General features: G+C 64.3%; 20 protein-coding genes and 1 pseudogene. 9 read left to right on the forward strand and 12 right to left on the reverse strand.

Going from position 1 to position 22,642, the window contains the following annotated elements; all coding sequences use genetic code 11:
* Positions 1 to 342 precede the first annotated feature (342 nt).
* Together pbpG and PSOLE_RS21360 are read right to left on the reverse strand one after the other, a co-directional pair.
* A complete protein-coding gene (gene pbpG, locus PSOLE_RS21355; protein ID WP_074860237.1) occupies positions 343 to 1,245 on the reverse strand; it encodes a D-alanyl-D-alanine endopeptidase in 903 nt (300 codons plus the stop codon).
* Between the two features lie 113 nt (positions 1,246 to 1,358).
* Positions 1,359 to 2,279, reverse strand: a complete 921-nt coding sequence (locus PSOLE_RS21360) for a choline sulfate utilization transcriptional regulator (RefSeq protein ID WP_074860236.1) — start codon at positions 2,277 to 2,279, stop codon at positions 1,359 to 1,361.
* A 113-nt stretch (positions 2,280 to 2,392) separates the two neighbouring features.
* On the opposite strand from PSOLE_RS21360, the gene betC reads away from it, so the two are divergent.
* The 3 genes from betC to PSOLE_RS21375 all read left to right on the forward strand — a co-directional run bounded on the left by betC (position 2,393) and on the right by PSOLE_RS21375 (position 6,661).
* On the forward strand, positions 2,393 to 3,901 hold the full coding sequence (gene betC / locus PSOLE_RS21365) for a choline-sulfatase (protein ID WP_074860234.1): 1,509 nt from the start codon (positions 2,393 to 2,395) through the stop codon (positions 3,899 to 3,901).
* A gap of 209 nt (positions 3,902 to 4,110) precedes the next feature.
* Positions 4,111 to 5,031, forward strand: a complete 921-nt coding sequence (gene choX / locus PSOLE_RS21370) for a choline ABC transporter substrate-binding protein (RefSeq protein ID WP_004422879.1) — start codon at positions 4,111 to 4,113, stop codon at positions 5,029 to 5,031.
* Positions 5,032 to 5,089: 58 nt separating this feature from the next.
* Positions 5,090 to 6,661 (forward strand): SulP family inorganic anion transporter, encoded by a 1,572-nt coding sequence (locus tag PSOLE_RS21375; protein ID WP_074860232.1) that lies wholly within the window; start codon positions 5,090 to 5,092, stop codon positions 6,659 to 6,661.
* Positions 6,662 to 6,683: 22 nt separating this feature from the next.
* Here PSOLE_RS21375 and PSOLE_RS21380 read toward each other — a convergent pair whose 3' ends face one another.
* The 3 genes from PSOLE_RS21380 to hemF all read right to left on the reverse strand — a co-directional run bounded on the left by PSOLE_RS21380 (position 6,684) and on the right by hemF (position 8,921).
* Positions 6,684 to 7,034, reverse strand: a complete 351-nt coding sequence (locus PSOLE_RS21380) for a DOPA 4,5-dioxygenase family protein (protein ID WP_004422875.1) — start codon at positions 7,032 to 7,034, stop codon at positions 6,684 to 6,686.
* Between the two features lie 6 nt (positions 7,035 to 7,040).
* Positions 7,041 to 7,862: a shikimate dehydrogenase gene (aroE, locus tag PSOLE_RS21385; protein ID WP_074860230.1), complete on the reverse strand. Its 822-nt coding sequence runs from the start codon at positions 7,860 to 7,862 to the stop codon at positions 7,041 to 7,043.
* A 144-nt stretch (positions 7,863 to 8,006) separates the two neighbouring features.
* Positions 8,007 to 8,921 (reverse strand): oxygen-dependent coproporphyrinogen oxidase, encoded by a 915-nt coding sequence (gene hemF, locus PSOLE_RS21390; RefSeq protein WP_004422872.1) that lies wholly within the window; start codon positions 8,919 to 8,921, stop codon positions 8,007 to 8,009.
* 147 nt (positions 8,922 to 9,068) lie between these two features.
* Between hemF and PSOLE_RS21395 the strand changes: the two genes are divergently transcribed.
* Positions 9,069 to 10,046, forward strand: a complete 978-nt coding sequence (locus PSOLE_RS21395; RefSeq protein ID WP_004422871.1) for an NADPH:quinone reductase — start codon at positions 9,069 to 9,071, stop codon at positions 10,044 to 10,046.
* A gap of 74 nt (positions 10,047 to 10,120) precedes the next feature.
* Here the strand turns inward: PSOLE_RS21395 and PSOLE_RS21400 are convergent, their stop codons facing one another.
* The 3 genes from PSOLE_RS21400 to PSOLE_RS21410 all read right to left on the reverse strand — a co-directional run bounded on the left by PSOLE_RS21400 (position 10,121) and on the right by PSOLE_RS21410 (position 12,989).
* The gene (locus PSOLE_RS21400; RefSeq protein WP_074860228.1) at positions 10,121 to 10,678 is read right to left on the reverse strand and encodes an L-threonylcarbamoyladenylate synthase; all 558 of its coding nucleotides are present in this window, start codon (positions 10,676 to 10,678) and stop codon (positions 10,121 to 10,123) included.
* Between the two features lie 76 nt (positions 10,679 to 10,754).
* Positions 10,755 to 11,870 carry a DNA-processing protein DprA gene (dprA, locus tag PSOLE_RS21405; RefSeq protein WP_074860226.1) on the reverse strand — a complete coding sequence of 372 codons (1,116 nt, stop codon included), beginning with the start codon at positions 11,868 to 11,870 and terminating at the stop codon, positions 10,755 to 10,757.
* Between the two features lie 81 nt (positions 11,871 to 11,951).
* Entirely contained in the window at positions 11,952 to 12,989 is a 1,038-nt protein-coding gene (locus PSOLE_RS21410) for a LysM peptidoglycan-binding domain-containing protein (protein WP_004422864.1), read from the reverse strand.
* 153 nt (positions 12,990 to 13,142) lie between these two features.
* Between PSOLE_RS21410 and def the strand changes: the two genes are divergently transcribed.
* The 5 genes from def (at position 13,143) to PSOLE_RS21435 (ending at position 17,924) form a co-directional block, all read left to right on the forward strand.
* On the forward strand, positions 13,143 to 13,649 hold the full coding sequence (gene def / locus PSOLE_RS21415; protein ID WP_004422862.1) for a peptide deformylase: 507 nt from the start codon (positions 13,143 to 13,145) through the stop codon (positions 13,647 to 13,649).
* A 53-nt stretch (positions 13,650 to 13,702) separates the two neighbouring features.
* Positions 13,703 to 14,647: a methionyl-tRNA formyltransferase gene (fmt, locus tag PSOLE_RS21420; RefSeq protein WP_004422860.1), complete on the forward strand. Its 945-nt coding sequence runs from the start codon at positions 13,703 to 13,705 to the stop codon at positions 14,645 to 14,647.
* Positions 14,644 to 15,951: a 16S rRNA (cytosine(967)-C(5))-methyltransferase RsmB gene (gene rsmB / locus PSOLE_RS21425; protein ID WP_074860224.1), complete on the forward strand. Its 1,308-nt coding sequence runs from the start codon at positions 14,644 to 14,646 to the stop codon at positions 15,949 to 15,951. The genes fmt and rsmB overlap by 4 nt, the downstream gene beginning before the upstream one ends.
* A gap of 161 nt (positions 15,952 to 16,112) precedes the next feature.
* On the forward strand, positions 16,113 to 17,486 hold the full coding sequence (trkA, locus tag PSOLE_RS21430) for a Trk system potassium transporter TrkA (RefSeq protein ID WP_003458492.1): 1,374 nt from the start codon (positions 16,113 to 16,115) through the stop codon (positions 17,484 to 17,486).
* 123 nt (positions 17,487 to 17,609) lie between these two features.
* Entirely contained in the window at positions 17,610 to 17,924 is a 315-nt protein-coding gene (locus tag PSOLE_RS21435; RefSeq protein ID WP_074860222.1) for a tetratricopeptide repeat protein, read from the forward strand.
* 262 nt (positions 17,925 to 18,186) lie between these two features.
* Here PSOLE_RS21435 and PSOLE_RS21440 read toward each other — a convergent pair whose 3' ends face one another.
* The 4 genes and pseudogenes from PSOLE_RS21440 to PSOLE_RS21455 form a co-directional block, all read right to left on the reverse strand.
* Complete coding sequence (locus PSOLE_RS21440) at positions 18,187 to 19,563, reverse strand: aspartate aminotransferase family protein (RefSeq protein ID WP_074860219.1); 1,377 nt, start codon at positions 19,561 to 19,563, stop codon at positions 18,187 to 18,189.
* A gap of 20 nt (positions 19,564 to 19,583) precedes the next feature.
* Positions 19,584 to 21,047 (reverse strand): NAD-dependent succinate-semialdehyde dehydrogenase, encoded by a 1,464-nt coding sequence (locus PSOLE_RS21445; protein WP_074860217.1) that lies wholly within the window; start codon positions 21,045 to 21,047, stop codon positions 19,584 to 19,586.
* Between the two features lie 232 nt (positions 21,048 to 21,279).
* Positions 21,280 to 21,929: pseudogene (locus PSOLE_RS21450) on the reverse strand (7-cyano-7-deazaguanine/7-aminomethyl-7-deazaguanine transporter).
* Between the two features lie 155 nt (positions 21,930 to 22,084).
* Positions 22,085 to 22,456 (reverse strand): C40 family peptidase, encoded by a 372-nt coding sequence (locus PSOLE_RS21455; protein ID WP_371254495.1) that lies wholly within the window; start codon positions 22,454 to 22,456, stop codon positions 22,085 to 22,087.
* Positions 22,457 to 22,642 lie beyond the last annotated feature (186 nt).

The raw sequence follows: 22,642 nt of genomic DNA on the forward strand, positions 1-22,642 counted from the left end.
ATTCATCATGGCTCAAGGCTAACGCCTTATCAGAAGTCGAATATACGGAAGCAGTCGTACCTAGGTTCAGAGGCAGATTATTTCACTGGCAAAACGGGAGGAGTCCATATACGGATGCAATCCGGGGCCTGAGCTGCGGGTTCCCCGGATTGCATCCGGGCTACGGCAGGCATAACGAAAAGGGCGACTCATCGAGTCGCCCTTTTTCCGATAGCCGGCGTAGGAGCCGCGCCCCGCGGCGAATGCTACGGGGCTGGCGACGCAGAAGTCCGAGGCTTCGCCCCGAGGCGGGGCTCCTACACTTTGCGTCTCGTGCTGGCCCTGCAGGGCGTGCACAGCGTCTTACTGTGCGGCCTGCAGACTCCACTCGGCCAGCTTCTGCTGCTTGTAGCTGAGCGCCGCTGCCGGCACCGGGGTGACCTTGCCGGTCTCCATCCAGCGCTTGAGGCGGTTGGCGTCGGCCATGTGGGTGTACTTGCCGAACGCGCCGAGCACCACAAAGGCCACCGGGCGGTTGGCGATGGTGGTGGCCATCACCAGGCAGCGGCCGGCAGCGTTGGTAAAGCCGGTCTTGCTCAGGTTGATGTTCCAGTCCGCCTTGCGCACCAGTGCGTTGGTGTTGCGAAAGCCCAGGGTATAGTTGGGCTTGCGGAAGGCCACGGTGGCTTCGGAGTCGGTGCTGAACTGGTGGATCAGCGGATACTGGTTGGCGGCCTTGACCATCAGCGCCAGGTCACGCGCCGTGGCGACGTTCAGTTCGGACAGGCCGGTGGGTTCGACGAAGTGGCTGCTGTGCATGCCCAGCACCTTGGCCTTGGCGTTCATGGCTGCGACGAAGGCGGCGTGGCCACCCGGGTAATGGTGCGCAAGACTGGCGGCAGCGCGGTTCTCCGAGGACATCAGCGCCAGGTGCAGCATTTCGCGGCGCGTGATTTCACTGCCGATGCGCACGCGGGAGAACACACCCTGCATTTCCTGGGTGTCGCGGATGGTGATCGGCAGCATCTCGTCCAGCGGCAGCTTGGCGTCGAGCACCACCATGGCGGTCATCAGCTTGGTGACCGAGGCGACCGGCAGGCGCAGGTCCGGGTTGCTGGAATAGAGCTCCTGGCCGGTCTTCAGATCGATCAGCAAGGCACTACCGGCGGCCAGCTCCTGCTTCGGCTGGGCAGGCGCGGCCTGGAGGTTCGAAACAACAAGGCTGCCGCACAGCAGCAGGCCCAAAATCGAATGACGGAGTTTCACGGTTCACTTCACCGGTTGGAGTGTGGGGGCCGCTGGCAGGCGATGAAAAACGACCGGCTAGAGCGGCGGCGACCAGTATAAGGATCACGCTTGGCTATTGCAGTATGGCCCGATCAAACGCTCGCTGCTGGCGAATCCAGCTCGGCCTGCAACCAGTCGACGAAACGCGCGGTCAGGCGCTGGCGACGCTTGCGCTCGGGTAGTACCAGGTAATAGCCACGCGCCGAATGCGCCTCGGCCTCACCCAGACGACAGAGCAGCCCCTGAGCCAGAAGTTCATCCACCAGATGGCGCCAGCCGATGGCCACGCCCTGCCCGGCAATCGCCGCCTGGATCAGCAGGGTGTAGTTGTCGAAACGCAACGCGCCGGGTGTCGGCAGGCTGGCGATGCCGAGGGCGCGGAACAATCCCTCCCAGTCGAACCAGCGCGAGCGGTGCTCGGGGCGCAGGTGCAGCAGCGGCAGCTCGCTCAGAACCTCCGTCGGTAGCGGTAGCTGGCGCTCGCCGAGCAGACGCGGGCTGCACACCGGAAACACCTCTTCGCGGAACAGCAGGTACGCTTCGCCATGCTTGAAACGACCGTCGCCAAAACGGATCGCCACGTCGATATCGCTGGGTACCGTGGCCGGGTCGCGCTCGCTGGTGATCAGGCTGACGTCCACCTCCGGGTACAGGCGGTTGAAGCGCTGCAGACGCGGCATCAACCAGTAGGCGGCGAAGGCGAAGTCGGTGGCCACCTGCAGCACTTCATGCTGCTGGCGCGCGGTGACGGCGACGAGCCCGGCATCGAGGCTGGCCAGCCCTTCCTGCACATGCGCCAGCAACAGCTCGCCGGCCTCGGTCAGCACAATGCCGCGATAGATACGGTCGAACAGGCGCGTGGCCAGTTGCTGCTCCAGACGCTTGATCTGCTGGCTGATCGCCGGCTGGCTGCTACCCAGCTCGCTGGCGGCGGCGGTGAAACTGAGCTGGCGCGCGGCCGACTCGAACACCCGCAGCGCGTCGAGCGACAGCCCATCAATGACTTTAAACATAAGCTCTGCTTATCCGAGGCATGTTTCACAGCCGGGTTTACCCTGCTGCCGTTCTACCGGAATCATGGAGCCAGCACTGTCGCATAAACCAACAATATGGAATACCCGCCACCATGAAGCGCCCGAACATCCTCTTCATCATGGCCGACCAGATGGCCGCGCCGATCCTGCCGCTGCACGATGCCGCCTCGCCAGTGCAGATGCCCAACCTGATGAAACTGGCCGAGCAGGCCGTGGTGTTCGACTCGGCCTACTGCAACAGCCCGCTCTGCGCGCCGTCGCGCTTCACCCTGGTCAGCGGGCGGCTGCCATCGAAGATCGGCGCCTATGACAATGCCGCCGATTTCCCCGCCGATGTGCCGACCTATGCCCATTACCTGCGCCGCCTCGGCTACCGCACTGCGCTATCTGGCAAGATGCACTTCTGCGGCCCGGACCAGTTGCACGGTTACGAGGAGCGCCTGACCAGCGACATCTATCCCGCCGACTACGGCTGGGCGGTGAACTGGGACGAGCCGGACGTGCGCGCCAGTTGGTACCACAACATGTCCTCGGTGCTGCAGGCCAGCCCCTGCGTACGCAGCAACCAGCTGGATTTCGACGAGGAGGTGGTGTTCAAGGCCCGCCAGTACCTCTACGACCACGTGCGCATGAGTCCGGATCAGCCGTTCTGCCTGACCGTGTCGATGACCCACCCGCATGACCCCTACACCATCGGCCGCGAATACTGGGATCGCTACGAGGGCGTGGACATTCCTCTGCCGCGCCAGCACATCGAGCAGAGCGAGCAGGACCCGCACTCGCAGCGCATCCTCAAGATCATCGACCTGTGGGACAAGCCGCTGCCCGAGGACAAGATTCGCGACGCCCGCCGCGCCTACTTCGGTGCCTGCAGCTATATCGACGACAACATCGGCAAGTTGCTGAAGACCCTGGAAGAGTGCGGCCTGGCGGAGGACACCCTGATCGTCTTCTCCGGCGACCACGGCGACATGCTGGGTGAGCGCGGCCTCTGGTACAAGATGCACTGGTTCGAAATGTCCGCCCGCGTGCCGTTGCTGGTGCATGCACCGCAGCGCTTCACCGCGCATCGGGTCAGTCAGTCGGTCTCCACTCTCGATCTGCTGCCAACGCTGGTGGAACTGGCCGGCGGCCAGGTCGAGCAGGGCCTGGAGCTGGAAGGTCACTCGCTACTGCCGCATCTGCAAGGCAAGGGCGGCCATGATGAAGTGCTCGGCGAATACATGGCCGAAGGCACGCTCAGCCCGCTGATGATGATTCGCCGCGGGCCATGGAAGTTCGTCTATTCCGAGCAGGATCCACTGCTGCTGTTCGATCTGGACAGCGACCCGCTCGAACGTCAGAACCTGGCCGAGTCCAGCGAGCATCGCGGCATCCTTGCCGGTTTCATCGCCGAAGCGCGCGAGCGCTGGGACATCCCGGCCATCCACGCCGCCACTCTCGCCAGCCAGCGCCGCCGCCGTCTGGTGGCCGAGGCGCTGAGCCAAGGCAAGCTGACCAGTTGGGATCACCAGCCCTGGGTCGATGCCAGCCAACAGTACATGCGCAACCATATCGATCTCGACGACCTGGAACGCCGCGCCCGTTTTCCCCAGGTATGAACCTTTACCAACTGCCGCCCCCAAAAGGACACCTCTAAAAACTACCTGCGTTGCCATCACTGCGTTAAAAACAGGCTCGTGCGCGAGTCCGATCAAAATGCTCATTTACAGCTCGTAAACTGCGCTTTTTCGCCTGTTTTTGCCTTGCGCTGGCTGCCTCGCCTACGTTTTTAGAGGTGCCCAAAACAGAAGAAAAAAGGAGAGACGCCATGAACCGATTCAGCGTGCTACTACTCACCGCAGCGCTCACCAGTGCCGGCAACGTCTGGGCCGAGGACGCCGCCTGTGCCACGGTCAAGCTGGGTGACCCGGGCTGGAGCGACATCGCCGTGACCAACGGCATCGCCAGCTTCCTGTTCGACGGCCTGGGCTACAAGGCACAAACCCAGACCCTGGCCGTGCCGATCATCTTCGCCGGCCTGCAGAAGGGCCAGGTCGACGTCTTCCTCGGCAACTGGATGCCGGCGCAGCAGAGCAACTACGACAAGTTCGTCGCCAGCGGAGAAGTGGACAAGCTGGCGCAGAACCTCGCAGGCACCGAGTACACCCTGGCGGTCCCGACCTATGCCTATGAGGCCGGGGTGAAGACCTTCGCCGATCTGGACAAGCATGCCGACAAGTTTGGCAAGAAGCTCTACGGCATCGCCTCCGGCTCACCCGCCAACGAGTCGATCAGGCAGATGATCGCCGCCGACGAGTTCGGCCTGGGTGACTGGAAGCTGGTGGAGTCCAGCGAACAGGCGATGCTGGTGCAGGTCGGCCGCGCGGTGAAACGCGATCAGTTCGTGGTCTTCCTCGGCTGGACCCCGCACCCGATGAACGTGCAGTACGACATGCAGTATCTGAAAGGCGGCGAGAAATATTTCGGCGACAGCGGCGAGGTCAACACCCTGGCGCGCAAGGGCTACGCCGCGCAGTGCCCCAACGTCGGCAAGCTGCTAAGCAACCTGACTTTCACCCAGGAGATGGAGAACAGCATCATGGATCAGGTGCTGAACAAGCAGGCCAGCAACGACGCTGCGATCAAGGCCTGGCTGCAGGCCAACCCGCAGGTGCTCGATGGCTGGCTGGACGGCGTGACCACCCGCGACGGTGGCGACGGCCTGGCCGCCGTGAAGGCGCGGCTTTGAATTAACCGCGGCAAGTGAGTAGGGTGGAATCGCCTGCGACCCACCCTCGACCCAAATCATGCGCCTACCTGACCGACAGACCCTGCTGCCGTTTCTCCGCTGGTTGCCTGGCATCAGCCGCAAGACCCTCGGCAACGACCTGCTGGTGGGCCTGACTGGCGCCATCCTGGCCCTGCCGCAATCGCTGGCCTACGCGCTGATTGCCGGCCTGCCCGCCGAATACGGCCTGTACGCCGCCATCGTGCCGGTGATCATCGCCTGTCTGTGGGGCTCGTCCTGGCACCTGATCTGCGGGCCGACAGCGGCTATCTCCATCGTCCTGTTCACCAGCGTCAGCCCCATGGCGCGCATCGGCAGCGACGAATTCATCGCCCTGATCCTGCTGCTGACCTTTCTCGCCGGGCTGTTCCAGTGGCTGCTAGGTATGCTGCGCTTCGGCGCCCTGGTGAACTTCGTCTCGCAGTCGGTGGTACTCGGCTTCACCCTCGGCGCGGCGCTGGTGATCGCCATCGGGCAGATGCCCAATCTGCTCGGCGTGGAAGTCGCCAGCCAACCCACAGCCCTGACCAGCCTGCTGCAGATCGGCCAGCACCTGCCCGAGGCGCACTGGCCGAGTCTGGCCCTGGCGGCCTTTACACTGCTGCTCAGCGTGGCCGTGCGCAAACTCTGGCCAAAGGCCCCCGCACTGCTGATCGGCCTGGTCTGCGGCAGTCTGCTGGCGTGGCTACTACCGGCACGGTTCACCGCTGACATCGCCCTGGTGGCACCGTTCGAAGGAGGCCTGCCGCCTTTGACCATGCTGAGTTTCGACCTCGACGACGTGCTGCGTCTGCTACCGGCAGCGGTGGCCTGCGGCATGCTCGGGCTGGTCACCAGCCTGTCCATCGCCCGCGCGCTGGCAGTGAAGTCACACCAGTTTCTCGATGCCAACCAGGAAGTGCGCGCCCAGGGCCTGTCGAACATGATCGGGCCGTGGTTCTCTGCCTCGCTGTCAGCCGGCTCCTTCACCCGCTCGGCGCTGAACCTGCAGGCCGGTGCACGTACGCCGTTGGCCGGGGTGTTCTCGGCGCTGCTGGTGGCGCTGTTCGCGGTGTTTGGCGCAGCGCTGCTGACGCATATCCCGCTGCCGGTGATGGCGGCCGGCATCCTGCTGATTTGCTGGGGCCTGGTGGATCTGCCGGCGATCCGTGCACTACGTCGGGTCAGTCGCTCCGAGTTCATGGTGATGCTGCTGACCTTCGCCGCCACCCTGGTGCTGGAGCTGCAGACGGCGATCTACGCCGGCGTGCTGGCCTCGCTGTTCTTCTACCTCAAGCGCACCTCGCAGCCGCGCGTGCGCCTGTGGCAGGACGGCGAAGACGAGGTGCTGCGCATCGAGGGCTCGATCTTCTTCGGCGCCTGCCAGTACATCCAGCAACTGCTGCAACGCAGCCGGGGTCAGCGCCTGGTGATCGATGCGCGGCACATCAACTTCATCGACTACGCCGGGGTAGAGATGCTGCACCAGGAGGCGCGCCGCCTGCAGGCGCTGAAACGCAGCCTGGTGCTGCGCCAGGCGCGGCCACAGGTAGTGGAGGAAATCCTCAAGCTCGAAGGCGCCGAGCGCTGCCCGGTGTTGTTCGAGGATTGAGCAAGACCGCTCGTCCTAACCATCATTCGTCTGCGAGCGTGCTCAGATCCAGCGGGCGCACCTGACCGAGCCATAGCGGCCAGTCGCGGTGGTCGCGCAGCTCGTTGTCAGTGATCGGGTGCACCAGCACGTTGAGGCCATTGCGGTGTTGCATCAGCCAGGGCACCAGCTCACCGAACAGGTCAGGACGAAAGGCCAGCTGACAGCTCCAATCCGGGTGTGGCCCGACTGGACGCTCGTGCATCCGTCCCATCTTCAGAGGAAAAAGCCGCGCGGCTTCTTCGCACAGCGCACGGGCCTGATCGAGGGTGCTGGCGTCGAAGTAAACATGGGCGTGATAGCCCCTGATCCTCGGCAGCGCTTGTTCGTCCATGCCCGTTCAACCCGCCAGTTGACGGCGCAGCTCAGCCAGCACCGGCGCCGTGTCAGGGCGCACGCCACGCCATAGCTCGAACGCCTCGGCCGCCTGCTCGACCAGCATGCCGAGGCCATCCAGGCAGCGCGCCGCGCCCTGCTCGGCTGCCCAGCGGTTGAAGGCGGTCGCCTCACGGCCGTACATCATGTCGTAGCAGACGGTATGACCGGGCTGGATCAGGCTCGGCGCAATCGGCGGCAGCTCACCACCGAGGCTGGCGGAAGTGCCGTTGACGATCAGGTCCACCGGCGCATCGATCCAGTCGAAGCCAGCGGCCACCAGCGGGCCTAGGTCGGCAAATTCACGCACCAGTTGTTCGGCCTTGGCCACGGTACGGTTGGCGATCACCAGCACCGCCGGCTTCTGCGCCAGGAAGGGTTCGAGCACACCGCGCACGGCACCGCCGGCACCGAGCACGAGGATGCGCTTGCCGGCCAAGCTGAAACCGGCGTTGTCCTGCAGGTCACGGGTCAAGCCAGCACCGTCGGTGTTGTCACCCAGCAGGCGACCGTCGGCCAGTTTCTTCAGGGTATTCACCGCGCCGGCTCGACGGGCGCGCTCGGTGAGTTCGTCGGCCAGGCGAAAGGCCTCTTCCTTGAACGGCACGGTGACGTTGCCGCCCAGGCCTTCGGCGAAAAAGGCGCGGGCATTGCCAGTGAAGTCGTCCAGCGGCGCCAGGCGTGCATCGTAGGTCAACACCTGGCCGGTTTGCTCGGCGAACAGGCGGTGGATCAGCGGCGATTTGCTGTGGCCGATGGGGTTGCCGAAGACGCAGTAGCGGTCCATGGAAGGTCCTGTAACGGTAGAAATCTACGAAACTGACGCCGTCCTGTAGGAGCCCCGCCTCGGGGCGAAGCCTCTGCTTCGCCGCGGTAGCACACGCCGCCGTCATTCGCTGCGGGGCGCAGCTCCTACAAGAGAGAATGGAAGCTAGGCCTGCGCCAGCCAATCACGATCCGTCAGGAAATACTCGGTCAGGCGAGCTTCCTCGCTGCCCGGCTCGGGCTTCCAGTCATAGCCCCAGCGCACATGTGGTGGCAGCGACATGAGGATCGACTCGGTGCGCCCGCCGGACTGCAGGCCGAACAGGGTGCCGCGGTCGAACACCAGGTTGAACTCCACGTAGCGGCCGCGACGGAAGGCCTGGAACTCACGCTCACGCTCGCCGAAGGGCATGGACTTGCGGCGCTGAACGATGGGCAGGTAAGCCTGGATGTAGGCATCACCAATGGCGCGCATGAAGGCGAAGCTGGTGTCGAAGTCCCACTCGTTGAGGTCGTCGAAGAACAACCCGCCAATACCACGCGGCTCACCGCGGTGCTTGAGATGGAAATAGCGGTCGCACCAGGCCTTGAACTTGGGATAGACCTCGGCGCCGAAGGGGGCGCAGGCGTCACGAGCGATCTGGTGCCAGTGTACGCAGTCTTCTTCATTGGCGTAGTAGGGCGTGAGGTCGAAACCACCACCGAACCACCACACCGGCTCCTCGCCTGCCTTCTCGGCACTGAAGAAGCGCACGTTGGCGTGCGAAGTCGGCACGTAGGGGTTTTCCGGATGGATCACCAGCGACACGCCGAGGGCCTGGAAGCCACGGCCGGCCAGCTCGGGGCGATGGGCGCTGGCCGACGGCGGCAGGCTGTCGCCGAACACGTGGGAGAAATTCACCCCGCCTTTTTCGATCAGCGCGCCGTTCTCGATCACCCGCGTGCGCCCACCACCACCGGCCGGACGCTGCCAGGCGTCCTCGGCGAACACGGCCTGGCCGTCCTCGGCTTGCAGGGCAAAGCAGATGCGGTCTTGCAGGTCGAGCAGGTAGGCCTTAACGGCCTCGGTACGGTCAGTCACGGCGGCACCTTGAACAGAGAGCAGGTCGAAATCGGCGGGCAGCATAGCATTCACCCAGGCACATCCGCAGTTGACGTCGGTCAATCAGGACGATTGGATAGAGCCTTTCGCCGCATGCAGCGGCTCCAAACCAATAAGGAATCCGAGATGGCCAAGCGTATTCAGTTCAGCCAGCACGGCGGCAGCGAAGTGCTGGAATACCGTGACTACCAGCCGGCAGCACCGGGCCCACGCGAGGTTCGCGTGGCCAACAAGGCCATCGGCCTGAACTTCATCGACACCTACTTCCGCAGCGGCTTGTACCAGCCGCCCGCGCTGCCTTCGAGCCTGGGCACCGAAGGTGCCGGCGTGGTCGAGGCGATTGGCAGCGAGGTCGAAGGTCTCAAGGTCGGCGATCGCGTCGCCTATGCCACCGGTCCGCTCGGCGCCTATAGCGAGCTGCACGTGCTGCCCGCCGACAACCTGGTACACCTGCCGGACAGCATCAGCTTCGAACAGGCCGCTGCGGTAATGCTCAAGGGCCTGACCGTGCAGTACCTGTTGCGCCAGACCTACGAGCTCAAGGGCGGCGAGACCATCCTCTTCCATGCCGCCGCTGGTGGCGTCGGCTCCTTCGCCTGCCAATGGGCCAAAGCGCTGGGCGTGAATCTGATCGGCACCGTCAGCTCGGCGAAAAAGGCCGCACTCGCCAAGGAACTGGGAGCCTGGGAGACCATCGACTACAGCCATGAGAATGTCGTCCAGCGCGTGCTGGAGTTGACTGACGGCGCCAAGTGCCCGGTTGTATATGACGGCGTCGGCAAGGACACCTGGGAAACCTCGCTGGACTGCGTGGCACCGCGCGGCCTGCTGGTCAGCTTCGGCAACGCATCCGGCGCGGTCACCGGGGTCAACCTGGGTATCCTGGCGCAGAAGGGCTCGCTGTACGTCACCCGGCCGACCCTGGCGAGCTACGCCAATACGCCGCAGAACCTGCAAGCCATGGCCGACGAGCTGTTCGCGATGATCAGCAGCGGCAAACTGCAGGTGGACATCAGTAATCGCTACGCGCTCAAGGACGCTGCTGCCGCACAGGATGCGCTGAGCTCGCGGCAAACCACTGGCTCGACCATTTTGCTGCCGTAAACACAGACGCGGCTAAAGCCCCTCCCACAGCTGCCACAATCGTGGGAGGGGCTTTAGCCGCGAGCATTGGCCAGTCAGGACGGGCGAATCACATCGCCCGTACGCAGGTCACGAATCAGGCTGGGGTTCTTGCGCCCACCTAGTGCGCCGCCAAGGACCTTGTCCAACTCGCCCGGGAAATATTGCTCGACGCGCAGACGCGAACGCGCTGAAGGGCGCCCCGCCGGGTTGGCCGAGGTGGAGATTAGCGGGCCGGTATAGCGGCACAACGCACGAACCAGCGGATGATCACTGACGCGTAGGGCAACGGTATCGTGCTGGCCTGTGACCCACTCCGGCAGGCGATTCTGATGCGGCACCAGCCAGGTGTTCGGGCCTGGCCAGCTGCCGGCCAGGCGCTCCTGCCAGACCTCTGGCAGATCATCGAGCAGGAAGTCGAACTGTCCGATGTCATCGGCCACCAGAATCAGCCCCTTGTGCATCGGCCGCTCCTTGAGCGCCAGCAGGCGATACACCGCCTCTTCATTCCAGGGATCGCAGCCCAGGCCCCAGACCGCCTCGGTCGGATAGGCAACCACGCCCCCTTCACGCACCACTCGCGCCGTTTGCTGTATCTGCCAGTTGCTGGCCATCGACTGTCTCCCGCGGAATCAATGGGCGGCAGTCTATCCAAGCCAATGGTTGCCTGCCACGGGCCTTAACAACCTGTTAACGATTGCGCGCCAGCCAACGCCCCGCTTCGTTACACACCAGGCCATCGAGCTCCAACTCGGTCAAAGCCGCCAGCACCTGTGACAACGGCCAACCGCTGGCCTGCACCAGCGCCTCGGTGCTGTGCGGCGCGGCATGCAGCAAGACCAGCAATGGGTGCTCGACGCTAGCGAGCGGCACCGATACAGGCTCGGCGGTTGGAGTCTGCCAGCCACGCAAGGCTTCGAGGATATGCTCGATGCTTTCCACCAGGGTGGCGCCATCACGGATCAGCTGATGGCAGCCACGCGCGCCAGGATGATGGATGGAGCCAGGTATGGCGTAGACCTCGCGCCCCTGCTCGGCGGCCAGGCGCGCAGTGATCAGCGAGCCACTGGACGGGCTGGCCTCGACCACCAGCACGCCCAGCGACAAGCCGCTGATGATTCTGTTACGCCGGGGGAAGTTGCTCGCCTGTGGCGCACAATCCAGCGGTAACTCGGAAACCAGCGCGCCACCCTGTTCGACGATCCGCGCTGCCAACCCGACATGCCGACGCGGATACAAACACTGCAAGCCGGTGCCCAGCACGGCCACCGTTTTGCCGCCACCCTCCAACGCCCCCTGATGCGCAGCACCATCGATCCCCAACGCCAGACCACTGGTGATGACGAAGCCGACGCCCGCCAGGCTGCGGGCAAAGGCCCGTGCGTTATCCAGGCCGGGCCGCGAGGCACGCCGACTGCCGACCATGGCCAGTTGCGGCGCCTCCAGCACACCGGGATCGCCAGCGACGAACAACAGCGGCGGTGCATCCGCCAACTCGGCAAGCAGGGCGGGGTAGGCTGGATCGTCCCACATCACCACATGCTGATCAGGCTCACCCAGCCAGTGCAGGGCAGCCGCCGCTCGCTCGCGGATCTGCGCACTGCGCCGGGGCTCGGCGCAGGCAGCCGGCAGCCCCAACGCACGCCAGGCGCTGGCCGGCGCACTGAGCGCAGCCGAGGCGCTATCGAAAGCGCTCAGGAGTTTGCGAAAGCGTCGCGGCCCCAGCTCCGGCAATAGATGCAGACGCAAGCGGGCTTCGAGCTCGGCAGGAGAAACAGCGGGGGAAAGCGAGGAGGATGCAGGCATGGCGATTCTTCCCTGAAAAGTTGCACCGCCATCCTGGCGGCCTGAAAGCACGAGCCCCGCACTAGCGGGGCTCGATGGGCATTACGGGTTGCGGACCTTGTCCATCACCGCCAGCTGGCGGCTGGCCTGCAGTACCAGGCCGTAGCTGAGCTTGTCATAGCTGCGGAACACCATCAGCAGCCCGGAACGCTCGTCCGGGATCTTCACACTCTCGCCGGTAACGCGGTCGCGCACGGTTTCGCCGGTCTTGTAGATGGCCAGTACGTTGCCGATCTCCAGACCATCGCGAGCACCTTTATTCAGGGTCACCACATCGAACTGGCCGATCTGGGTCACACCACGCGGGACGTCGAGGATCAGACCGTTGATCTCGCTGGCCGGCTCGCTGGGCATGAAGGTGGAGTTGATCGCACGCTCTTCGGTGGGGAACAGGCGGTCACCGATGCGCACCTCCTGAGTCGAACGACTCAGGACGAGGGTACCGATATCACCTTCCTCGGCGACGACTTCGCCGGTGCCGATGTCATCGGCGTTGATACCGAGGAATTCCTTGGTTTCCGGATCCACATAGGTCTTGCCCTGACGGAAGATGCCGTAAATCGGATGCTCTTCGTCGAACTGACCACGGGCGTAGACACGATCGCCAGCGCCGCTGACCACGCGCTCGGCGTTGCCGGCGACGACGTAAGGCTTACCGTTGAATTCTTCCAGCGTGTCGATAATACGGTTGCTCAGCAGGAAGCTGTTGATCGCCTCCAGCGGGATAGTCGGGATCGCTTCGGCCATTGGCGTGCTGCGCACCTGCGGCGACAGCTTGATGGTACCGCGCGACTCACCGCGGTTGAGCATCAGGCGCGGCTGACCATCAACATAAACGAGATTGAGGGTATCGCCGGGATAGATCAGGTGCGGGTTGGCGACCTGTGGGTTGGCGTGCCAGATCTCGGGCCATTTCCACGGCTGGCGCAGGAACTTGCCGGAAATGTCCCAGAGGGTATCGCCCTTGACCACTGTGTAGCGGTTCGGGTGACCGTCCTTGAGTTGCACTTCGGCCTGAGCCAAGCTGGTCAGGGCCAGTCCGCCGGCTGCGAAGAGCAGGGCGAGTAGTGATTTCCTCATACGGTGAATCCCTTTATTATGTGCCTTCACGTGAAGCGCCCTAGCGCCGCGTGCCAAACCCGCTGAATACGCGGCGTGAAGCCGTTTTTCAATGCTGTTCATCATCTTAGCAGCGGATTTTGACTTTATTCCACAAGTGCATCACAAACGCATATGGCGATCCTGAATATCCTTGAATTTCCTGATCCACGCCTGCGTACCATCGCCAAACCGGTGGACGTCGTGGACGACTCCATCCGTCAACTGGTCGACGACATGTTCGAGACCATGTATGACGCTCCTGGTATCGGCCTGGCGGCGACGCAGGTCAACGTGCACAAGCGCGTGGTGGTCATGGACCTGTCCGAGGACAAGTCCGAGCCGCGGGTATTCATCAACCCCGAGTTCGAGCCTTTGACCGACGAGATGGACCAGTACCAGGAAGGCTGCCTGTCGGTGCCCGGCTTCTACGAAAACGTCGATCGCCCGCAGAAGGTCAAGATCAAGGCACTGGACCGCGATGGCCAGCCCTATGAGCTGATTGCCGAAGGCCTGCTGGCCGTGTGCATCCAGCACGAGTGCGATCACCTCAACGGCAAGCTGTTTGTGGATTACCTGTCCAACCTCAAGCGCGACCGCATCAAGAAGAAGCTGGAAAAACAGCATCGTCAGCGCGCTTGACGCCCGATTCAGAAGGCTTGCCACGGCAAGCCTTTTTCTTTTAGCGAGCTCTCATGTCTGACTCATTGCGTATCGTCTTTGCCGGCACCCCGGAATTCGCCGCCGAGCACCTCAAGGCCCTGCTGGCCAGCCCGCACGAGATCGTCGCCGTCTACACCCAGCCGGATCGCCCCGCCGGCCGCGGCCAGAAGCTGATGCCGGGCCCGGTCAAGCAGCTCGCCGTCGAGCACGGCATCCCGGTCTACCAACCGGCCAGCCTGCGTAATGAAGAGGCGCAGGCCGAGCTGGCGGCGCTCAAGCCGGACTTGATGGTAGTAGTCGCCTACGGCCTGATCCTGCCGCAGGTGGTGCTCGACACCCCACGCCTGGGCTGCATCAACAGTCACGCCTCGCTGCTGCCGCGCTGGCGCGGCGCCGCGCCGATCCAGCGCGCAGTGCAGGCCGGCGACGCCGAGAGTGGCGTCACCGTGATGCAGATGGAGGCCGGCCTCGATACTGGGCCGATGCTACTCAAGGTCAACACGCCGATCAGTGCTGACGATACCGGCGGCAGCCTGCATGACCGTCTCGCCCAGCTCGGCCCGCAGGCGGTGCTGCAGGCAATCGACGGCCTGGCTGCCGGCACCCTGAAGGGCGAAGTGCAGGACGATGCCCTGGCCAACTACGCCCACAAGCTGAACAAGGATGAGGCGCGCCTCGACTTCAGCCGCCCGGCCGTGGAATTGGAGCGCTTGGTGCGCGCCTTCCACCCCTGGCCGATCTGCCACACCACGCTGAACGGCGATGCACTCAAGGTGCATACCGCCGAACTGGGCGAGGGCAGTGGTGCCCCCGGCAGCATTCTCGCCGCCGACAAGCAGGGCCTGACCGTGGCTTGTGGCGAGGGCGCGCTGCGCCTGACTCGTCTGCAATTGCCCGGCGGCAAGCCGCTGGCCTTCAGCGACCTGTACAACAGCCGTCGCGAGCAGTTCGCCCCCGGCCTGGTGCTCGGTCAATGAACCCACGCCTGGCCGCCGCCCGCGCCCTGACCGCAGTCCTGTCCGGCAAGGCCTCGCTGGGCAGCAGCCTGCCGCCGCAGCTGGACAAGGTCGAACACCACGACCGCGCCCTGGCGCAGGATCTGGCCTTCGGCGCCGCGCGCTGGCAGCCACGCCTGCAGCTGCTGGCCGACAAGCTGCTGGAAAAACCCTTCAAGGCAGCTGACAAGGACGTGGAAGCGCTGCTGCTGATCGGCCTCTATCAGTTGCTGCACAGCCGCATCCCGGAGCATGCCGCCATCGGCGAGACAGTAGGCTGCGCCGGAGCGCTGAAAAAGCCCTGGGCCAAGGGCTTGCTCAATGCCGTGCTGCGCCGCGCACAACGCGAGCATGAAGAGATTTTCGCCGAACTGGATCGCGACCCGGTGCTACACAGCGCCCACCCGCGCTGGCTGCAGAAGACGCTCAAGGCGCATTGGCCACAGCACTGGCAAGCCATCTGCGCCGCCAATAACGCCCATCCGCCGCTGATCCTGCGGGTCAATCGCCGCCACGGCAGCCGCGACGCCTATCTCGAAGAGCTGCGCAGTGCAGGCCTTGCTGCCGAACCCTGCACCTTCAGTCGCGACGGCGTGCGCCTGCTGCAACCTTGCGACGTGACCACCTTGCCCGGCTTCAAGGAAGGCCGCGTCAGCGTCCAGGACGAAGCCGCGCAACTGGCCGCCGACCTGCTCGAGCTGGCGCCTGGCCAACGTGTGCTGGACGCCTGCGCCGCGCCGGGCGGCAAGACTTGCCACCTGCTGGAAGTCGAGCCGGGCCTGGGCGAAGTGGTCGCCGTGGATCTGGAAGCCAAACGGCTGGCGCGCGTACGCGAGAATCTCGACCGCCTGCATCTGGAAGCCACGCTGATCGCCGCCGACGGCCGCGCTACCGGCGCCTGGTGGGACGGCCAGCCATTCCAGCGCATCCTGCTCGATGCGCCCTGTTCGGCCACCGGGGTGATCCGCCGTCACCCGGATATCAAGCTGACCCGCAAGCCCGAGGACATCCCGGCCCTGGCCCAGTTGCAAGGCGAGTTGCTCGATGCGCTGTGGCCGACCCTGGCGCCTGGCGGCATCCTGCTGTATGCCACCTGTTCGGTGCTGCCGACGGAAAACAGCGAGACCATCGCCGCCTTCCTCGCCCGTACCCCCGACGCGCAGGAAGTCGCCATCGCTGGCGAGTTCGGCCTGCAGCCAGCCCACGGCCGCCAGTTGCTGCCACAGCTGGACGGCCACGACGGCTTCTACTATGCCAAGCTGTTCAAAAGGCCACAGGTACTCTGAAATAGTCGTCATTACTCGCTGCGCTCGCCCTATTCGGGCCACACTAAAGTGCGTTCAGCGCAAGCGCTGTCCCGCGAAGACGGGAACCCAGAAAACCGAAGCACCTGGGCTCCCGCCTTCGCGGGAGTGACGGTTGCCAATATTTCCAACGGAGCGTATCGGTGAAAATCATCATTCTCGGCGCCGGCCAAGTGGGCGGCACCCTGGCCGAACACCTCGCCAGCGAAGCCAACGACATCACCGTGGTCGACACCGATGGCGACCGCCTGCGCGACCTCGGCGACCGCCTGGACATCCGCACCGTGCAGGGCAAGGGCTCCTTCCCCACGGTGCTGCGCCAGGCCGGCGCCGACGATGCCGACATGCTGGTGGCGGTGACCAACAGCGACGAAGTCAACATGATCGCCTGTCAGGTGGCCTACACCCTGTTCCACACACCGACCAAGATCGCCCGCGTACGCGAGACGGCCTATCTGACCCGCGAGGCGCTGTTCGACAACGAAGCGATTCCGGTCGACGTGCTGATCAGCCCCGAGCAGGTGGTGACCAACTACATCAGACGCCTGATCGAATACCCCGGCGCCCTGCAGGTGATCGACTTCGCCGAAGGCAAGGCCCAGCTGGTGGCGGTCAAGGCCTACTACGGCGGCCCGCTGGTCGGCCAGCAACTGCGCCAGTTGCGCCAGCACATGCCCAACGTCGACACCCGCGTCGCGGCGATCTTCCGCCGCAACCGACCGATCATGCCCAAGGGCGACACCATCATCGAGGCCGATGACGAGGTGTTCTTCATCGCGGCCAAGGCACATATCCGTGCGGTGATGAGCGAGATGCGCCGCCTGGAAGACAGCTACAAGCGCGTGGTGATCGCCGGCGGTGGCAACATCGGCGAACGCCTGGCCGAGGCCATCGAAAGCCGCTACCAGGTGAAGATCATCGAGATGAACCCGGCGCGCTGCCGCTACCTGTCGGAGAATCTCGACAGCACCATCGTGCTGCAGGGCAGCGCCTCGGATCGCGACCTGCTGGTGGAAGAGAACATCAACGATGCCGACATCTTCCTCGCTCTGACCAACGACGACGAAGCCAATATCATGTCGTCGCTGCTGGCCAAGCGCCTGGGTGCGCGCAAGGTGATGACCATCATCAACAACCCGGCCTACGTCGACCTGGTGCAGGGCGGTGAGATCGACATCGCCATCAGCCCGCAGCTGGCCACCATCGGTACCCTGCTGACCCACGTGCGCCGCGGCGATATCGAAAGCGTGCATAGCCTGCGCCGTGGCGCCGCCGAGGCGCTGGAAGTGATCGCCCATGGCGATGCCAAGTCGAGCAAGGTGATCGGCCGCGCCATCGAAGACATCGCCCTGCCACCGAGCACCACCATCGGCGCCATCATCCGCGACGAACAGGTACTGATCGCCCACGATGACACAGTGATCGAGTCCGGTGACCACGTGATCCTGTTCCTGGTCGACAAGAAGTACATCCGCGACGTCGAGCGTCTGTTCCAGGCGGGTCTGACGTTCTTCTGAAGCTAGAGAAGACAAATCTCGTAGGAGCGAGCTCTGCTCGCGAAGCGTTTCGAGCGCCTGAGATTCGCGAGCAGAGCTCGCTCCTACAATCGACACCAGCGAGGCCGGCGAAGGAGACTCCCTGTGAGCACTGAGGCACTGGAAAAGATGCTGACCAAGGGCATGGACAACGCCCTGCTGCGGTTCGGCCTGGGCAAGGCCCACCTGGATGGCGGCAATACGGTGCAGGCGGCCGAGCACCTGCAACGCTGCGTGGAATTCGACCCGGCCTATTCAGCGGCGTGGAAGCTGCTAGGCAAAGCGCTGCAGGCCGAAGGCGACATCGACGGCGCGCGCCAGTCCTGGCAGCAGGGCATCGCTGCCGCCCAGGCCAAGGGCGACAAGCAGGCCGAGAAGGAAATGAGCGTGTTTCTGCGCAAGCTGGACAAGCAACGCTGATCGACTCGGTGCGCACGGCGCACCCTACGGTTCACAGCGGTGTTGTAGGGTGCGCCGTGCGCACCAAGCTAGCAGGCTGTTGAAAAACTATCTGCGTTGCCTGTCCGTCGTTAAAAACAGCCTCAAAATGCTCATTTACAGCTCGTAAACTCCGCTTTTTCGGCTGTTTTTGCCTAGGCCAGTCTGCCTCGCCTACGTTTTTCAATGGCCTGCTGGAGAAGGACTTCAGCCTTCATGGCTGAAGTCCTTCCAGCGGTAGATCTCAGAGCACCTCGCTGGCCACCGCATCCACCGCCGCCTTGGCGATGCCCACCACCTCGTCCGCCTCAGCCTTGGTCAGTACCAGCGGCGGGGCGAAGCCGAGGATGTCGCCGTGCGGCATGGCGCGGGCGATCATGCCGCGTTCCAGACAGGCAGCGGAAACCCGCGGGCCGACCTTGAGCGCCGGGTCGAATGGCGTGCGCGCCTCCTTGTCAGCCATGAACTCCAGCGCGGCGAGCATGCCGACACCGCGCACTTCACCCACCAGCGGATGGCCTTCGAAGGTCTGGCGCAGTTGCTGGTTGAGGTAGGCGCCGACGTCGGCGGCGTTGGCAGAGATATTTTCCTTTTCGAGAATATCCAGGTTAGCCAGCGCAGCGGCGGCGCAGATCGGGTGGCCTGAGTAGGTCCAGCCATGGCCCATGGCGCCGTCGCGGCTAGAGGCCTCGTCGATCACGTTCCACACCTTCTCACCGACGATCACCGCCGACAGCGGCGCGTAGGCGCTGGTCAGACCCTTGGCGGTGGTGATCAGGTCCGGCTGCATGCCGAACATCTGGCTGCCCATCGGCGTGCCCAGACGGCCAAAGGCGCAGACCACTTCGTCGGCGATCAGCAGGATGTCGTACTTCGCTAGTACCGCCTGGATCGCCTGCCAGTAACCCTTGGGCGGCACGATGATGCCACCGGTGCCCATCACCGGCTCACCGATGAAGGCGGCCACGGTGTCCGGACCTTCGGCCAGGATCAGGCGCTCCAGATCCTCGGCACAATGGCGCACGAAAGCCGCTTCGTCCATGCCGGCCGGCGCCTTGTAGAAATGCGGGCAGGCGGCGTGCTTGATGTCCGGCGCCGGCAGGTCGAAGTGCTGGTGGAAGCTGGCCAGGCCGGTGAGGCTGCCGGTCATGATGCCCGAGCCGTGGTAACCGCGCTGGCGGGAGATGATCTTCTTCTTCGCCGGGCGGCCGAGCACGTTGTTGTAGTAACGCACCAGCTTGATCTGGGTCTCGTTGGCGTCCGAGCCAGACAGGCCGTAGTAGACCTTCTTCATCCCCTTCGGCGCCCAGTCGATGATGCGCGCCGACAGCTCGATGATGGCCTCGGTCGAGTGGCCGACGTAAGTGTGGTAGTAGGCCAGCTCCTTGGCCTGCTTGTAGATGGCCTCGGCCACTTCGGTACGCCCGTAGCCAATGTTCACGCAGTACAGGCCGGCAAATGCATCGAGCAGCTCGCGGCCTTCGTGGTCGCGAATACGGATGCCGGAAGCGCCGGTGATGATGCGCCCCTTGAGTGCGCCGCTGGCGTGGTCGTGAGCGTGGGTGGACGGGTGCATGAAGTGGGCACGGTCCTGGGCGAACAACTCGTCGTAATGGCTCATGGAAAATCCTCCGGTTTGGCTCAGTAGCGCTGGCCCTGATGATGAATGCAGAAGTATTTGGTTTCGACGAAGGGCTCGAAGCCTTCCGTACCGCCCTCGCGGCCGAGGCCGGAGGCTTTCATGCCACCGAAGGGGATCGGATGGCCGGTGAATTTGGTGCCGTTGACCGCGACCATGGCGTGGTCGAGGCGACGGATCAGCGGGTGGACGACATCCACGCGGTTGGAACAAATGTAGGCGGCCAGACCGTATTCGGTGTCATTGGCCATGGTCACAGCTTCGTCCAGAGTATCGAAGGCGCGCACGCCGGCGATGGGAGCGAAGTTCTCCTCACGGTAGATGCGCATGCTGTCGGTGATGTCGGCCAGCAGCGTCGGCTGCCAGAACCAGCCGCCCAGCGCGTGCGGTTCGCCACCGGCCAGCAGGCGCGCGCCCTGTTCGATGGCATCGGCAACCCGTGCGGCCGTCACGTCCAGCGCAGCCTGGTGCATCAGCGGGCCAATCTGGTTGCGCGCGTCATGCCCGGGGCCGACGCGCAGGCCGCGCACGGCCTTGGCGAAGCGCTGTAGAAATTCTTCGTAGACGGGGCGCTCGACCAGAATGCGGTTGGCGGCGCAGCAGTCCTGGCCGGAAGTCTGGAACTTGGCGTCCAGCGCCACCTGCACGGCGTGATCGAGATCGGCATCGGCGCAAACGATCAGCGGCGCATTGCCGCCCAGCTCCAGCGCCACCTTCTTCACATCGGAAGCCGCAGCCTGCAGCACCAGCTTGCCCACGCGAGTCGAGCCGGTGAAGCTCACCGAGCGCACACGGGCATCTTTGACCAGGGTTTCCATGGCCATCTGCGGTTCGCCCAATACCACATTGAATACGCCGGCGGGCAAGCCGGCCTCCTCGGCCAGTTGCGCCAGGGCAAAGGCGGAATAGGGCGTCTCGTGCGCCGGTTTGACCACCACGGTGCAGCCGGCGGCCAGCGCCGCGGCAGCCTTGCGGGTGATCATCGCGCTGGGGAAATTCCACGGCGTGAGCAGGGCACAAACGCCCACCGGCTCCTTCACCGTACCGAGCTGAGCACCGGGGATATGGCTGGGAATGGTCTGGCCGTAGAGCCGGCGCGCCTCTTCGGCGAACCAGGGAATGAAGCTGGCGGCGTAGCGGATCTCGCCACGGGCTTCGGCCAACGGCTTGCCCTGTTCCTGGCTGAGGATGCGCGCCAGGTCTTCCTGATGCTGCAAAATCAGCTCGGCCCAGCGCCGCAGCAGCGCCGCGCGGGTTTCCAGGCTCTGCTCGCGCCAGTCGGCGAAGGCGCGCTGGGCGGCATCCACTGCGGCAACGATCTGCTGCTCACCAAGCATCGGCACATGACCGATCACGCTCTGGTCGGCAGGGTTGTGCACGGCAATGCTGGCGCCGTCGTCACTGTGCAGCCAGTGACCGTCGACATAGCACAACGATTTGAACAGCAGGGGATGGTCGAGGGGCATGGCGATGTCTCCGGGCCGATGGGCATGGGAGACATGCTAGGGAAGAGCGGCTTGGCGTTTTTTCCAAGCCGGGCAGGCGTTACCGCAGTTTTTTCTGAAGGATCAGCCGGAACAGAAGATTTCTGGGGCGCCCGTCATGCCTTGACGGCGGCACTCGGGCAATCGCGGCTAAAGCCCCTCCCACATACTTGCCACAGGCCACCGTGGGAGGGGCTTCAGCGGCGAGTGCGCCTCACGCCGTGGCAGTACGCTGCGGCAACGCCCGCACGATGGCGCTGAGCAACATGCCGTACAGCGGCACGAAGAGGTTCAGGCTGATGGCCAGCTTGATCACGTAGTCCACGGTGGCGATCTCCACCCAGTTGGCGGCCATGAACGGGTCATCGCTACGCCAGAACGCCACCGAGAAGAAAGGAAGGTATCGAGCAGATTGCCGAAGATGGTCGAGGCCGTCGGCGCGACCCACCATTGGCGCATCTTGCGCAGGCGGTCGAACACCTGAATATCGAGCAACTGGCCGAAGGCGTAGGCCAAGAAGCTGGCCACGGCGATACGGAAGACGAACAGATTGAATTCGCCCAGCGCCGCCAGACCGCCAAAAGCGCCTTCGTGGAACAGCACCGACACCACGTAGGAGGCCACCAGCGCCGGCAGCATCACACGGGCAATCACCACCCGCGCGGAATGCTTGCCGATCAGGCGCACGGTGAGATCGGTGGCCAGGAAGATGAACGGAAAGCTGAACGCACCCCAGGTGGTATGCCAGCCGAACAGGGTGATCGGCAGCTGCACCAGGTAGTTGCTGGCGATGATGATGAGGATATGGAAGGCGATCAGGCCGGCCAGCACGGGCCGACTGACCGACGCAGGAATCAGGGTCATGTCGATGTCCTTTTTCATGGAGTGGGGTTAGGGAACCCACTGCCGCAGCCGACATGGCCGCGAGCGGCGCGCATTCTAGCGCGTTGTTGACCCGCGGGATAGGTTTTCCCGCAGATGACCAAACCGCTCGGATGGAAGGTCGCGCCGCCGCTGACTCAGGCTTCCGGCACCACCCGCTTGGCCAACTGGAAATGCCGCTGCCAATACGAGTTGTTGAGGAAGTCGATACGCACGTTGGCGCCGCGGCGCGGCGCGTGGACGAAGCGGCCCTCACCGATGTAGATGGCCACGTGATCCACCGAGCGACTGCGAATGCGGAAGAACAGCAAATCGCCCGGCTGCAGGTCGCTGCGTTTCACCGAGGGTGCGTCCAGGCGCGACAGCGCGCGGGAGGTGCGCGGCAGGTCGAGGTCGTCCTGAGTCTTGAAGGCGTATTGCACCAGGCCGCTGCAATCGAAGCCGTGGCGCAGGCTGGTACCACCCCAGCGATAAGGCGTGCCCAACGCGCCGAGGGCGCGGTCGATCACTTCGCTGGACGGTTTGGGCGCGACCGCTGGCGCGGTGGCAGGAAGGGTGTGGATACGAAAGGTGGCGGAGGCTTGGGTACAAATTCCCAGTAAAAGAGCGCCTCCCAGGCAAAATGACATGAAGAACTTATTCAAACCCAGTGACCCTGGTGATTGGCCTTTGCGCGGAAGCCCTTCCGAATCAAG

Source organism: Pseudomonas oleovorans subsp. oleovorans (assembly GCF_002197815.1).
Taxonomy (GTDB): Bacteria; Pseudomonadota; Gammaproteobacteria; order Pseudomonadales; family Pseudomonadaceae; genus Aquipseudomonas; species Aquipseudomonas oleovorans.